General features: G+C 45.3%; 12 protein-coding genes. 9 read left to right on the top strand and 3 right to left on the bottom strand.

Annotation, left to right across the window (positions count from 1 at the left end):
• The first annotated feature begins 22 nt into the window (after positions 1 to 22).
• The 3 genes from NSS75_RS16205 to NSS75_RS16195 all read left to right on the top strand — a co-directional run bounded on the left by NSS75_RS16205 (position 23) and on the right by NSS75_RS16195 (position 3,373).
• Positions 23 to 793 carry an NAD(P)-dependent oxidoreductase gene (locus NSS75_RS16205; protein WP_268498586.1) on the top strand — a complete coding sequence of 257 codons (771 nt, stop codon included), beginning with the start codon at positions 23 to 25 and terminating at the stop codon, positions 791 to 793.
• A 205-nt stretch (positions 794 to 998) separates the two neighbouring features.
• Complete coding sequence (locus NSS75_RS16200; protein WP_081638357.1) at positions 999 to 1,859, top strand: carbohydrate ABC transporter permease; 861 nt, start codon at positions 999 to 1,001, stop codon at positions 1,857 to 1,859.
• A 23-nt stretch (positions 1,860 to 1,882) separates the two neighbouring features.
• The gene (locus NSS75_RS16195) at positions 1,883 to 3,373 is read left to right on the top strand and encodes an extracellular solute-binding protein (protein WP_024122547.1); all 1,491 of its coding nucleotides are present in this window, start codon (positions 1,883 to 1,885) and stop codon (positions 3,371 to 3,373) included.
• A gap of 39 nt (positions 3,374 to 3,412) precedes the next feature.
• On the opposite strand, the gene NSS75_RS16190 is transcribed toward NSS75_RS16195, so the two are convergent.
• Entirely contained in the window at positions 3,413 to 5,728 is a 2,316-nt protein-coding gene (locus NSS75_RS16190; RefSeq protein WP_339233892.1) for a helix-turn-helix domain-containing protein, read from the bottom strand.
• 207 nt (positions 5,729 to 5,935) lie between these two features.
• On the opposite strand from NSS75_RS16190, the gene rmgP reads away from it, so the two are divergent.
• The 6 genes from rmgP to NSS75_RS16160 all read left to right on the top strand — a co-directional run bounded on the left by rmgP (position 5,936) and on the right by NSS75_RS16160 (position 10,769).
• Positions 5,936 to 6,901, top strand: coding sequence for a polygalacturonan/rhamnogalacturonan ABC transporter permease (rmgP, locus tag NSS75_RS16185; protein WP_024122546.1), 966 nt, complete (start codon positions 5,936 to 5,938; stop codon positions 6,899 to 6,901).
• A gap of 7 nt (positions 6,902 to 6,908) precedes the next feature.
• Positions 6,909 to 8,030, top strand: a complete 1,122-nt coding sequence (locus tag NSS75_RS16180; RefSeq protein ID WP_142367329.1) for a glycoside hydrolase family 105 protein — start codon at positions 6,909 to 6,911, stop codon at positions 8,028 to 8,030.
• Entirely contained in the window at positions 8,027 to 8,530 is a 504-nt protein-coding gene (locus tag NSS75_RS16175) for a lipoprotein YteS (protein ID WP_095714544.1), read from the top strand. The genes NSS75_RS16180 and NSS75_RS16175 overlap by 4 nt, the downstream gene beginning before the upstream one ends.
• A 12-nt stretch (positions 8,531 to 8,542) precedes the next feature.
• Positions 8,543 to 9,832 (top strand): Gfo/Idh/MocA family oxidoreductase, encoded by a 1,290-nt coding sequence (locus NSS75_RS16170; protein ID WP_213417843.1) that lies wholly within the window; start codon positions 8,543 to 8,545, stop codon positions 9,830 to 9,832.
• A gap of 21 nt (positions 9,833 to 9,853) precedes the next feature.
• On the top strand, positions 9,854 to 10,522 hold the full coding sequence (locus NSS75_RS16165) for a YesL family protein (RefSeq protein WP_339233885.1): 669 nt from the start codon (positions 9,854 to 9,856) through the stop codon (positions 10,520 to 10,522).
• A 64-nt stretch (positions 10,523 to 10,586) separates the two neighbouring features.
• Positions 10,587 to 10,769, top strand: a complete 183-nt coding sequence (locus NSS75_RS16160) for a sporulation protein Cse60 (RefSeq protein ID WP_003325003.1) — start codon at positions 10,587 to 10,589, stop codon at positions 10,767 to 10,769.
• 42 nt (positions 10,770 to 10,811) lie between these two features.
• On the opposite strand, the gene NSS75_RS16155 is transcribed toward NSS75_RS16160, so the two are convergent.
• Both NSS75_RS16155 and NSS75_RS16150 read right to left on the bottom strand, forming a co-directional pair.
• On the bottom strand, positions 10,812 to 12,344 hold the full coding sequence (locus NSS75_RS16155; protein WP_339233882.1) for a BCCT family transporter: 1,533 nt from the start codon (positions 12,342 to 12,344) through the stop codon (positions 10,812 to 10,814).
• Between the two features lie 193 nt (positions 12,345 to 12,537).
• The gene (locus NSS75_RS16150; RefSeq protein WP_339237653.1) at positions 12,538 to 13,800 is read right to left on the bottom strand and encodes an NAD(P)/FAD-dependent oxidoreductase; all 1,263 of its coding nucleotides are present in this window, start codon (positions 13,798 to 13,800) and stop codon (positions 12,538 to 12,540) included.
• Positions 13,801 to 13,805 lie beyond the last annotated feature (5 nt).

Here is a 13,805-nt window from a genome sequence, read left to right as displayed (position 1 = left end):
ATAAAAAAAGGGGAGTGAACATATGAGAAAAGTGCTGATCGCCGGCGGAAATGGTGTGATTGGGAGGATATTGGCTAAAGGGCTTATGTCTGAGTACGAGGTGACGGTGCTGGATAAAGACCGTTACGAGGGCTTAGTACACGCTATTCAGGCAGACGCGTCAAACTATGATGATCTATTGAAAAAGATTCCGAGAGATACAGACGTGATCGTGAACTTACTCGCTGTCAAAATCAAATACGATGTCATGGACACAGCTGAATTTGAAAAAATGACGGATATTTTTTATAGAGCAAGCTACTATTTGTGCCGCGCGGCAGCAGAGCTCGGCATCCCAAAGGTTGTTTTCGCCAGCAGCAATCATGTGACAGATGTGTACGAAAAAGACGGGCGTTCGCTCTTAGGGCGGGAAATCACAACCGACGATTATCCGCTGTCAAAAAATCTATATGGCGTCCTAAAGCTGACCTCGGAACATATCGGCCACCTGTTTTATCTAGAAAATAAGCTCTCTGTCATCAACCTTCGAATCGGAACGGTCGTCACAGATGAAATGGATACACTGCATGAGAACGACCGGACGAAAAAAACGCTTCTTTCCCACCCGGACTTGCTGTCGATTTTTAAAGCAGCCATTGAAACGAATATCCGTTACGGCACTTATTACGCCGTCTCTGACAATCCCGGCAAGCCGTGGTCAATAGAATCCGCGGTTCAGGAGCTTGGGTTTGCGCCTCAAATTAATACCGCTGAGCTTCTGAAAGAGGAAGAGAACGGCAATAACAGAGCATAATCATTTTCTAAGATTATGCTCTTTTTCTTTTATGATCGGTTTCAAGCCAGTTCCGATGCCGCCGGGCAAGGGACAGTGTTCAAATGATTATAGACATGGCAATCGCACATTTGCTACATTTTAGACACGATATCGTCACAAGCTGCAGCTCGTTTATTAAAAATGATAACGCTTACAAAGGGAGGTGGGAACGATCGCACATTCACTGAAAAATCGCCTGTTTGATATTTTGATTTACGGATTTTTGCTGATGTTCGCTTTAATATGCGTACTTCCGTTTATTCATGTCATTGCGGCATCCTTTGCCACAGTAGAGGAAGTGGTTTCGAAAAAATTCATTTTAATACCGACCACTTTTTCGCTCGATGCCTATCGTTACATTTTTTCGACAGATATCATTTATAAAAGCTTGCTCGTTTCTGTGTTTGTGACAGTTGTAGGCACGGCGGTCAGCATGTTTCTTTCTTCATTGATGGCTTACGGTTTATCCCGCCGCGACTTAATTGGGCGGCAGCCGCTCATGTTTCTCGTCGTATTTACGATGCTCTTCAGCGGCGGAATGATTCCGACTTTCCTTGTGGTCAAATCGCTTGGATTGCTCGATTCTTACTGGGCCCTTATTTTGCCGACAGCGATTAATGCCTTTAACTTGATCATTCTGAAAAACTTCTTTCAAAACATCCCGGCGAGCCTGGAAGAGTCCGCAAAAATTGACGGCTGCAATGACTTGGGGATTTTCTTCAAAATTGTGCTGCCGCTGTCTCTTCCAGCGATCGCAACGATTTCACTGTTTTATGCGGTGACGTACTGGAATACGTATATGACGGCGATCTTGTACTTAAATGATTCAGCTAAGTGGCCGATTCAGGTGCTTTTGCGCCAAATCGTTATTGTATCAAGCGGGGTACAAGGGGATATGTCGGAAATGGGCTCGGGCAGCCCGCCGCCTGAGCAAACGATCAAAATGGCAGTAATAGTCGTAGCGACCATTCCGGTTCTGCTGGTCTATCCATTTATTCAAAAGCATTTTGCAAAAGGGGCTTTGCTGGGGTCTGTCAAAGGATAAAGAATATGAAACGGAGGGATATGATGGGAAACAAATGGAGGGTGCTTCTGATTGTGCTTGTATTTGCTCTCGGAGGAGTGCTGGCGGGCTGTAAAGGAGCTGATCAATCATCAGGCAAGGCGGACTCGGATTCAAAGGTAAAGCTGTCTATGATGGCGATTTTGTATCACCAGCAGCCGCCGAAAGACAGGGCGATCAAAGAAATTGAGAAGCTGACAAATACAGAATTGGACATCACGTGGGTTCCTGATGCGGTGAAAGAAGACAGACTGAATGCGGCGCTTGCAGCCGGCAATCTTCCGCAAATCGTGACGATTCAAGACATTAAAAATTCGTCTGTCATGAATGCCTTCAGATCGGGAATGTTCTGGGAAATCGGCGATTATATCAAAGATTATCCGAATTTAAACAAGATGAATAAACTCATTAATAAAAATGTCACAATCGATGGCAAGCTTTACGGGATATACAGAGAGCGTCCCCTCTCGAGACAAGGCATCGTCATTCGGAAGGACTGGCTGGACAATTTGAATTTGAAAACGCCGGAAACACTGGATGATCTTTATGAAGTTGCCAAAGCGTTTACAGAGAACGACCCGGACAAGGATGGAAAAGATGATACATTCGGATTGACTGACCGAAATGATCTGATTTACGGCGCTTTTAAGACGCTTGGCTCATATGAAGGCATGCCGACAGACTGGAAGGAATCAAACGGCACATTTACGCCTGATTTCATGACGAAAGAATACAAAGACACAATGGATTACATGAAAAAACTGCGTGATAACGGCTACATGAATAAAGACTTTCCGGTCACAAGCAAAACCCAGCAGCAGGAGCTGTTTTCTCAAGGAAAAGCCGGCATTTATATCGGGAATATGGTGGATGCTGTCAATTTGCGTGACAATGCTTCCGATAAATCAATGGAGCTGGAGATCATCAACCGCATAAAAGGTCCTGACGGAAAAGAGCGTGTATGGGCGTCAGGAGGGCATAACGGTGTATTTGCTTTTCCGAAAACGAGTGTGAAATCAGAAGCCGAGCTGAAACGGATCTTGGCGTTCTTTGACCGAATAGCCGAAGAGGACGTCTACAGCCTGATGACATACGGCATTGACGGGGTTCATTACAATAAAGGAAAAGGCAAAACATTCACAAGAAAAGAAAGCCAGGTAAAAGATTGGCAGACTGATATTCAGCCGCTGTCCGCCTTAATCGCCATTGATAAAGCCTACTTAAAAAACACCGGTGATCCGCTGCGGACAGCGTACGAGGAGCTGACGGAAGACAATGAAAACATCATCGTCTCCAATCCGGCAGAGAGCTTGTATTCCGCCGCGGAGTCTGAGCGCGGAGATGAACTGAAAAAAATGATAGACGATGCCACCTATAAATATATGATCGGAGAAATTACAGAAAGCCAGTTTGATAAAGAAGTTGAAAAATGGGAAACAAGCGGAGGAAAGCAGATTATTCAGGAATACGAGGAAGCGTTTAAAAAAACAAAGTGATATTGAAAAAACCCAAAACGCACTAGCGGTTTTGGGTTTTTATATGCTTCTTTTTTGCTGGCGGTAGTTGCCCGGTGTGATGCCTTCCAGCTTTTTAAAGGATCTGATAAAGTTTTGCGAGTTTTTGTATTTGAGCTTTTCAGCTATGTCTTTCACCGCCATGTCGGATTCAGCCAGCCAGCTTTTTGCCATATGGTGGCGGTAATTCGAGACATACTCGCTGAATGAAATGCCCATTTCTTTTTTGAAAATACTGCTTAAGTAGTTTGGGTTGTAATGTAGCCTGCGGGCAATTTCGTCCAGCGTTAAATCGGATTCAAACTCATGGTGGATGATATGGATTATGTTGTCGGAAATATTTTTATACTGTGCATCGGCCCGGGCATTTACTTTGTCTGTCATCGGATCAATGAATTCTTGCTTCAGCCAGTTTTCAGTATCCTCGAATGTCTTCAGCTCAAAAATTTGGTCATACAGCATTTTGTTTTCTTCAAGCTCAAATAGTTCAATTCCGAGTACATGCATCAGTTCAATGACATGATTCAGAAAACGGGCGATTGCGATCTGAAATTGGTACGGGTTGGTGTTGTGTGTAAAAATCGACTGTAAAATCGCGTGCAGGCATTTGTCTGCTTTCTCCTTGTCACCGGCTTTTACAGCATCGAACAGCTCATGCTGAAGCTGCTTCGGAAAATGGGTTTTGAACGTTTTTTTCTGATCCAGGTCTTCATAAAAGATTATCGATTTGTTTTCTGCTTTCAGCCGGTATTTTAACGCTTCTAAGCCTTCCGCATAAGCGTTTTTCGCCATTGCTAATGCATCAAACGGCTGGCTGACGCCGATGCTGACAGACAGGTGCAGCTCAGCTTCAACTGTATCCTGAATCATCCGGGCAGTATCATTCAGCTCGGCCATAAATTCCTCTTTTGTTCCGCTCTCATTCATCAATATGGTTGCCTGCTGTTTATCAACTACCGCTGGTGCGAGGCGTTTTTCCGCGGGGATGTTTCGCTCAATGAGGCTGTTGACGGCAAACAACAGCAGATCCATATCTTTTTTCTCATACGGTGTTTGATTCAGCGTGTCAATTTGGAGCACCAGCAGGGCGAGATGCCGCCATTTTTGTTTTAAGCCGAGGCTTTCAAAGCGGTTATTGACCTCCTCATCCGTCAGCTTTCCAAGCATAAGCCTGACCATAAAATATTGCTGAAGATGAGTGGCCTGCTGCCTCATTGTTTCTTCAAGGTCGTCGTTTCTGTTTTTGAGCTGTTTGAAGCTTTGCTCAATTAATTCAAACTCGTTTTGATGAGGCTGTTTTTCTGGAAAGGCTCCGTGCCGCGCAAACGATTCATAAAGCAGCCGGATCGGCTTATAAAAATGACGGGAGCCCAGCCAAGAGAATAACAATGAAAGCGCTAACAAAATGAAACATACCGTAAAGGTGATCCAGCCGATCGACTTGGCTTCTTTTTTTAGTTCGGGCAGGGAAACGAGAGAAAAATAAGTCCACGTGTTATAGTCTGATTTTTGATAGGTCACTTTATAATGAATGCGGTCAATGACTGTTTCAAACTGGCCGCTTTTGGAGCTTTGCGCCAGCATTTTTTTGACAAAATCGTCGTTTTGAAGAGAATCGCCTATATCAGACATGTTGTTGTGAAGGATGATTCGGCCTTTTTCATCAATGATAAACACGCTGTTTGCGCTTGAATAATCAGGCATATTTTTAACGAGTGAACAGCTTGGGATGCTTGCGGCTGCCAGTCCCTTCGTGTTTGTGCTGTTCAGCGGGAGCTGCTTAATCAAATTGATATTATACCGGCAGCTTTCTGAAACGCCTTCCTTTGTGGAGATCAAACGGTTATTTTTTTCCAGCGTCCAATAGGACCGGCTCGCTTTGTTTTTCGAATACGCCTCGGCTGCTTCATGAAGGGAGTCCGTATTCATGCGGTACAAACCGGAATTGTTCATGTACCAGTTTTTCATATAGCTGACAAGCGTCATGTTGGACAAATCGGTATCAAAGCTTTGCAAATAGTTGAGCTCTTGGTTCACTTGGTCATAGATTTGAAATTGGTCAGAGTGCAAAGGCTCGGACAGTGTGCGGAGGAGAGGCGGCGAACTCACATAGTGGGTTAAAGAATGATCGACGGTTTTTAGGATGTGCTCGATGCTTAGCTGGGTCTGCTGGAGTGTGTCGAGTTTTTCCTCCGAAACGTTGGAGATGGCCGTTTTCTGAGAGTGCTCGTACGAAAACAAACCGACCAAAATGACGGGAATGGTGCTGAGTAAACAAAAAAACGTGATGAGTTTGTAATAAAACTTGTATTGGCTTCTTTTCATAAAACCCCCCATTTCATAACACCTTAATACAATTAATCCAAAGATTGATAGATATTGTCAATAATCATTTTCTAATATCGGTGTCTTTTTTTCAGATAGAGAGGCAAAACCCTTGATGACAAAGGGCTCAGGCAGAATGTGATCATATGATTGTAGACGGACTTTTGCACGCTGCGCTACAGTGAAAACAAGAACCCGTGAAAGGAGGCTTTGAAAAAGATGAAAACAGCAGAAGCGCAAGCGCCGGCTGTAGACGCAGTCATGTTTAAAAAAGAAAAAAGAAAGCGCTTACTAAATAAGCTGCTGCAGCAAAAGTTTTTGTACTTTATGATTTTGCCGGGATGTATTTATTTTTTGCTTTTTAAATATGTTCCAATGTGGGGAATCGTGATTGCGTTTCAGGATTATCAGCCGTTTCTCGGCATTTGGGGCAGCGAGTGGGTCGGGCTGAAGCATTTTATCAGGCTGTTTACAGAGCCTACATTTTTTGTCCTGTTAAAAAATACGCTCGTGCTCTTTGCCTTGAATCTGGCCATTTTTTTTCCGGTGCCGATTTTATTAGCGCTTCTTCTAAACGAAGTGCGGATCGCACTCTTTAAAAAATTCGTTCAGACGCTGATTTATATTCCGCACTTTATGTCCTGGGTCATTGTTGTATCGCTGTCATTTGTGCTTTTGACAGTAGACGGGGGCCTGATTAATGAACTGATTACGTTTTTTGGCGGTGAAAAAATCAATTTTCTGCTGAATGAAGAATGGTTCCGTCCGCTGTATATTCTGCAGGTCATCTGGAGAGAAGCGGGCTGGTCAACGATCATCTACCTGGCCGCAATGACGGCGGTTGATCCTCAGCTTTATGAAGCGGCGAAAATGGACGGAGCGGGACGGCTGCGGCAAATGTGGCATATTACGCTGCCGGCTATCAAAAGCGTCATCGTCGTTTTGCTGATTCTAAAAATTGGGGACACGCTGGAGCTTGGCTTTGAGCATGTATATTTGCTGTTAAACGCCACAAACAGGGAAGTCGCGGAAATTTTTGATACGTACGTTTATACTGCAGGGCTGAAACAGGGCCAATTCAGCTACAGTACAGCGGTCGGCGTATTTAAAGCGGCGGTCGGGCTGATTTTGGTCATGCTTGCGAATCGTTTGGCGAAGAAATTTGGCGAGGAAGGAATCTATTAAGAAAGGGATGGTATCAATGGATCAATCAATCGCTGTAAAGTCGCCTCTTACGTATGCGGAGGCATTGGCAGAAACGATTATGAACACGTATACAGTTGAAGAGCTGCCGCCTGCAAACCGCTGGCACTATCATCAGGGCGTTTTCTTATGCGGGGTTTTGCGTCTTTGGGAAGCAACCGGACAGAAACGGTACTTTGATTATGCGAAATCTTATGCGGATCTCCTAATTGATGATTACGGCAATCTATTATTTAAAAGAGACGAACTCGACGCGATTCAGGCGGGCCTTATTCTTTTTCCTTTATACGAAAAGACGAAGGATGAACGCTATGTAAAAGCGGCAACAAGGCTGCGGGGCTTATACGGAACGCTGAACCGAACGTCAGAGCAGGGGTTCTGGCATAAGGACGGCTATCCATATCAAATGTGGCTTGACGGTTTATATATGGGCGGGCCGTTTGCACTGAAATATGCCAATTTGAAGCACGAGCCGGAGCTGTTTGACATGGTTGTGCTTCAGGAAGGCCTGATGAGAAAGCATACGAAGGATCCAAAGACCGGACTCTTCTATCATGCGTGGGATGAAGCGAAAAAAATGCCTTGGGCCAGTCAAGAGACAGGCTGCTCTCCGGAGTTTTGGGCGCGTTCAATCGGCTGGTACGTCATGTCACTCGCAGACATGATTGAAGAGCTGCCTGAGAAGCACCCAACCCGTCATGTCTGGAAAAAAACACTGCAGGACATGCTCGAAAGCATCTGCCGCTGCCAAGACAAGGAAACAGGATTATGGTATCAGATCGTTGACAAGGGCGACAGATCTGACAACTGGCTGGAAAGCTCGGGATCGAGCCTGTATATGTATGCCATCGCTAAAGGAATCAATAAAGGATATCTCGACAGATCCTATAAAACGTCTTTGTTAAAAGCGTATCAAGGGCTGATTCAGCATAAAACTGAAACAACAAAAGACGGCGCGTTTCTCGTCAAAGACATATGTGTCGGAACGTCGGCAGGATTTTATGATTATTATGTCAGCCGGGAACGGAGCACAAACGACCTTCACGGGGCGGGAGCGTTTATTTTGGCGATGACAGAATTGGAAGCGCTTCTCGGGTCAGACGAAAAATGAAAAGATCTCTATGTGCGGCTGTATGTGTGATCGTCTCGTTGCTGTTTTTGGCTTCGTGCTCAAGCAGACCGGACGGCATTCATGTCATCCTGTTTTCAGATATGCAGGCAGGCGTACAGGATAACATAAAAGAGGCCGCTGAAAAGAAGGCAGGCAGGGCAGAAATTTTTCCCGCTTTGCCGGAAAAGCTGCTGACTGAAATTACGGCTCGCGAGGGTGACGTCTTTATCGTGCCTGAAGACTTGTTTGCAGCTTACGATGATCCGGAAAATTTTCAGCCGTTAGACGGATTGTCACTGAAACATTCATCGCCCTATACAGCCGTAAATCAAAAAACGGGAGAAAAAACAGTCTATGCCGTTCTGATTGAGAAAGGGGAAAAACAGCTGAACGGCTATTCTTTTCGGCTGAATCGAAATATGGCGGCGTTTATCCCTGTATACTCCGAAAAAACAGAGGAAGCGCTGCAGCTGATTTCCCAATTAACAGAAGTCCGATAGGGGTGGGGACCATTGAAAAGCATCGTCATTTGCGGATTAAGCAGCAGAGCCCTCAGCATGTTTATCAAACCGCTGCTCAAACTGTTTTCATCCACTTATGAAATTACGGGATTGCTGGATGCCGATCCGAAACGATTCGCCGTCTGCAAAGAGGCATTTCCGGAGCTTGCGCAAGTACCGGAGTATAAAGAAGAAGATTTTGACAATATGATGAGCGTTTCGAAGCCAGACATTGTGATTGTGACGGGAAGGGATGACACCCATGTTACCTATATATTGAGAAGCCTTCAGTGGGATACGGATGTCATAACGGAAAAACCGATGGTGACGACGGTGCAGGATGCAAAGCGGGTGCTTGAGGCAGAAGCGAAAAGCAAAGGGAAGGTTACTGTCGCGTTTAATTACCGCTACAGCCCGTATCATCGGAAAATCAAAGAAATGATTTTAGAAGGAAAAATAGGAAGGGTCACGTCTGTTGATTTGAATTGGTATATTGATACCTATCACGGCGCCAGCTATTTTAAACGCTGGAACCGATCCAGGCAATTTTCCGGCGGCCTTTCTGTCCATAAATCCACACATCATTTCGATCTGGTGAATTGGTGGCTCGGCCAAAACCCGGCGGAGGTATTTGCTTACGGCGAGTTGAATTACTACGGGCCGGACAGTGAGTGGAATCCGCTGCCGGAAGAAGACGGGCGTTTTTGCGGCACATGCCGGGTCAAAGAGAAATGCCATTACTATGCGAGATGGCACCCCCGTGCCTCTAAAGCTTCTGTAAAGGATGATCATCTCAAGGCGGATGCAGACCAGTCAAGCTTATATACCGCATATCGCCCTGACGCGTGCATTTTTGACGAGGAGATCGACATTGAGGATACGTATGTGGCGGCTGTCAAATATGACGGCGGTGCGCTTTTAAGCTACTCGATCACATTTTCCGCTCCGTACGAAGGCTACCGCCTTACGATAAACGGCACAAAAGGACGCATTGAATCAAATGAATTCCATGAGCCTTCCAGAATTCCGTTTGCTTTTCCCGAGCAGACGATTGAGTATTATCCGCTTTTTGAATCGAAGCAAACCATTCAAGTCGTCAAAAACGAGGGAGGACACGGCGGAGGTGATCCGCTTTTGCTTGCTGATCTATTTATAGGCAAAGATCCGCTGCGCCAGTATGACATTTTGGCCGGAGCCGAAGCCGGAGCCTATTCTATCGCGGTCGGTGAGGGAATATGGCGCTCCGTTGTTGAAAAAAAACCAATTGATATTAAACAGCTTTTTCATATGCAAAATGTATAAAAGCGAAGAGGAGGGGCTTTCGTGGAACATGACGGATCAATGGCACGGGTGCTGCGTTTTTGCGAGTGGATCATGAGGTTTGCATATACCAATTTGCTTTGGCTGCTTTTTACAATCCTCGGTCTCGGAGTGTTCGGTGTCATGCCCGCGACTGCCGCTTTATTCGCTGTTATGCGAAAATGGATTCAGGGTCAGGATCACGTTCCGGTGCTGCCGACATTTTGGCAGGAATACAAAGCTGAATTTCTCCGTTCCAATCTGATCGGTGCTGTACTGGTGTTAATCGGTTTGATCATTTATATCGATTTGGCCTTTATTTACCCAAGCCACTTTTTATTGCATATCCTGCGCTTTGCTATTATGATATTTGGCTTTCTGTTTGTATCAATGCTTTTTTATGTGTTTCCGCTGATCGTCCACTTTGATTGGAAAAAGCGCCTGTATTTTAAGTTTTCCCTCTTGCTGAGTGTGGCGTACTTACAATATACCCTCGTCATGCTTGCGCTGACGGTCGCGCTCTTTTTCCTGCTGGCTTATCTGCCGGGAATTGTCCCTTTTTTCAGCGTCAGTCTCATCAGCTACTGCCACATGAGGATCGCTTATGCCGTCCTGGTGAAGCTGGAGCAGCAGGACCATGAACCGGCAAAGAAACATCCTGCACCAGGAGCTATTTATCCGGAGACGAGGTAAACATTTTCTCTATCATATATTGATTCCAAACGGAATAGATTGATAGAGAAAGGAGAGCGGATAAATGCTGAAGGTGGCAGTGTTTGATGAAGAGCATGAAAAAGATTTGCAAACGGAGATCAATTCATTTTTAAAAGGAATATCGGAAGAGCAGCTGGTTGATATCAAATATACGGTTTCAGCGGCATGTGACCCTGAAGGCGAGCAGCTCTACTGTTTTTCCGCACTCATTTTATATCGAAAATAAAAAAAGATCTTTCCGCGGACTGCGGAAAGATCTTTTTTATGGTTAAGCCTTTTTCACTCTTGGGCTTCTTGGTTTCTGGAATTTCTCTGCTGCTCTAATTTCTTTTCGTTCTCTTGCCAATGCTTTATAAAGGGCAGCAATCATGAGCAGGATAACAATTGAAAATGGCAGTGCCGCCAGAATCGCTGTGTTTTGCAAAGCGGCAAGTCCGCCGGAATACAAGAGCGCAGCTGCCATAGCAGACTGAATGATGCCCCAGCTGAGTTTGACTGAGTTAGCCGGGTTTAATGAACCGTATGTCGTCTGCATACCAAGGACAAATGTCGCTGAATCAGCTGATGTAATAAAGAACACGGCGATCAGGATCAATGCCAGGATAGACGTGATCATTGTCAGCGGATAGTGATCCAGTGTTCCGAACAGCATCGTTTCGGAAGACTGCTTCGCCACATTAAAGATACCTTTTTGCTGAAGGTCCATCGCGGAAACACCGAAAATGGAGAACCATAGGAAAGCCAAAATACATGGTGCCACCAGGACGCCGATCAAAAATTCACGGATTGTCCGGCCTCGGGATACACGAGCGATGAAAATGCCGACAAATGGAGACCAGGAAATCCACCATGCCCAATAGAAAATCGTCCAGCCGTTGATCCATTCACGTTTGCCTGGATCGTTCGGCGCCAGTCTGAAGCTCATTTGAACAATGTTTTGAATATACTGCCCAATTGAATCTGTAAGTGAGTTCATGATCAAAACGGTAGGTCCGACAAACAGCATAAACAGCATCAGCAATCCGGCTAGCACCATATTTGTGTTGCTTAAATACTTAATGCCTTTTCCGAGTCCGCTCCAAGCCGATAGTAAAAAGAGCACTGTTACAATAACAATCAAAATCAATTGAACGATAAAATGATTCGGAATTCCGAATAGGTAATTCAATCCGCCGTTAATTTGAGTTGCGCCGATCCCCAGACTCGTTGCAACGCCGACAACTGTAGCGAAAACAGCAATACAGTCAATCAGTTTACCGATCGGGCCGTTTACTTTATCGCCGAGAATCGGAGTCAGTGTGCTGCTGATTAATCCAGGCGCGTCTTTGCGGAATTGAAAATATGCGATACATAATGCCACGACGGCATAAATGGCCCAAGCGTGCAGTCCCCAGTGGAAAAACGTGTACCGGAGCGCATCTCTGAAGGCTTGGGGGGTTTCTGTTTCACCTGATGGAGAGCTAATTGCGTAATGGCTGATCGGTTCAGCCGCACCATAGAATACTAAGCCGATTCCCATGCCTGCACTGAACAGCATGGCAAACCAAGATAATAACCCGAATTCCGGTTTTTCATCCGGTTTCCCCAGTTTAATTTTTCCAATCGGGCTGACAATTAAAAAGAGACAGAACCCGACAAACAAAGAGACAACTAATAGATAATACCAACCAAATGAATCTGTTATAAACGATTGTGCCGATTGAGACACGTTTTGCAGGCTGTCAGGAGAAATAACGCCCCACAAAACGGCTGCGGCTGTGATGACAATCACAATCCAAAATACACTAGATATATTCTTCAAACATTCTCACCCTCTGACTTTTTTGTGTACGCCTATATCTTCCTCGCAGGCTTAGTATGGTCGTACGATGGCAGATCATTCCTTCCTGTAAATTACCCCGCAATCAGGTGAAACAAAACAAATCTCACCCTAACATTTTTGCGGGAAATTTTCAAATGCCCGGCATGCTGTAAGAGTTTGAAAAGTCTAAGGTTTACGTACGGGAAAAGCGTCCGGCATTCAGTCCGGCGAGTCTGCCTGTGACGAGCGCAGATGTGATATTGTATCCGCCTGTATAACCGTGAATATCTAAGATTTCGCCGCAAAAATACAGGCCGTCCATTTTTTTAGACGCCATCTTTTTCGGGTCAATCTCCTTTACCGATACACCGCCTCCTGTGACAAACGCTTTGTCTAGAGACAGTGTGCCGTTTGCGAGAACGGTAAATTGCTTGCAGTCTTTGACAAATTGTCTGAAAGGCTCCTTCGGCAGCTCAGAAAATGATATGTTCGGTGAAATGCCGTTCTTTTCGAGCAGGAAAAGAAGGTAGCGCTCCTGCATCCAAGGCTTCAGCACATTTTTTAACGCTTTTTTCGGCGCGTCTTTCAGCTCCTTGTGCATCTTTTGGAATAGCGTTTCTTCATTGATATCCGGAAACAAATCAATTCTGACGGGCACTTCCGGCTGTTTTTTCAGCTCTTTCACGATAAACTGGCTGCACCTGAGTATGGCGGGGCCTGAGAGGCCGAAATGAGTAAACAGCATGTCCATCTTATGTGTGATAATGGCTTTGCCTTTTTTGTTTAATACACTGACGGCGACACCTCTGAGCGATAAACCCTGCAGTGTTTTTTTCTTAATAAACGGCTCGGCAGATGTGACGGGCACCTCTGTCGGGAACAGCTCTGTTATTGTGTGGCCTGCGGCTTCGGCCCATTCATAGCCATCACCCGTGCTGCCGGTATGGGGAACGCTTTTTCCGCCAACCGCGATAATGACTGCCTGACTATGAATCACTTCGCCATTATTCGTCACAATGCCTGCCGTATGTCCATCTTCATATGTAACAGATTTGATTTTTTCGTTCGTTCTGATCGTCACACACAGCTGTTTCAGCCTGTTTAACAGGGCGTCGACAACACTTTGCGCTTTGTCTGTCACTGGAAACATCCGGCCGTGATCCTCTTCCTTCAATTTGATCCCGAGATTTTCAAAAAACTTGATAATATCTTCATTATTAAATTCAGAAAACGCACTGTATAAAAAACGGCCGTTGCCGGGGATGTGCTTAATAATTTCTTCGACAGGAAGGCGGTTTGTCACATTGCAGCGGCCGCCTCCGGATATGGCAAGTTTACGGCCTAACTTATTTCCTTTATCTATTAACAAAACATCAGCACCCTGTTCTCCGGCTGCAATGGCAGCCATCAGACCTGAAGGGCCTCCGCCGATTACAATTACGTCATACTGCTTCATCTTTA

It is taken from the genome of Bacillus sp. FSL K6-1012 (assembly GCF_037964915.1).
In the GTDB taxonomy this organism is placed as follows: Bacteria; Bacillota; Bacilli; order Bacillales; family Bacillaceae; genus Bacillus; species Bacillus halotolerans.
Note: the sequence above shows the minus strand (reverse complement) of the source record. Positions and strands in the feature narration are given on the sequence as shown.

What these genes read in the sequence shown, in the direction of transcription:
- NSS75_RS16205 (WP_268498586.1), top strand. Translation starts at nt 23, where the DNA reads ATGAGAAAAGTGCTGATCGCCGGCGGAAATGGTGTGATTGGGAGGATA.
- NSS75_RS16195 (WP_024122547.1), top strand. Translation starts at nt 1,883, where the DNA reads ATGGGAAACAAATGGAGGGTGCTTCTGATTGTGCTTGTATTTGCTCTC.
- NSS75_RS16190 (WP_339233892.1), bottom strand. Translation starts at nt 5,728, where the DNA reads ATGGGGGGTTTTATGAAAAGAAGCCAATACAAGTTTTATTACAAACTC.
- rmgP (WP_024122546.1), top strand. Translation starts at nt 5,936, where the DNA reads ATGAAAACAGCAGAAGCGCAAGCGCCGGCTGTAGACGCAGTCATGTTT.
- NSS75_RS16180 (WP_142367329.1), top strand. Translation starts at nt 6,909, where the DNA reads ATGGTATCAATGGATCAATCAATCGCTGTAAAGTCGCCTCTTACGTAT.
- NSS75_RS16175 (WP_095714544.1), top strand. Translation starts at nt 8,027, where the DNA reads ATGAAAAGATCTCTATGTGCGGCTGTATGTGTGATCGTCTCGTTGCTG.
- NSS75_RS16160 (WP_003325003.1), top strand. Translation starts at nt 10,587, where the DNA reads ATGCTGAAGGTGGCAGTGTTTGATGAAGAGCATGAAAAAGATTTGCAA.
- NSS75_RS16150 (WP_339237653.1), bottom strand. Translation starts at nt 13,800, where the DNA reads ATGAAGCAGTATGACGTAATTGTAATCGGCGGAGGCCCTTCAGGTCTG.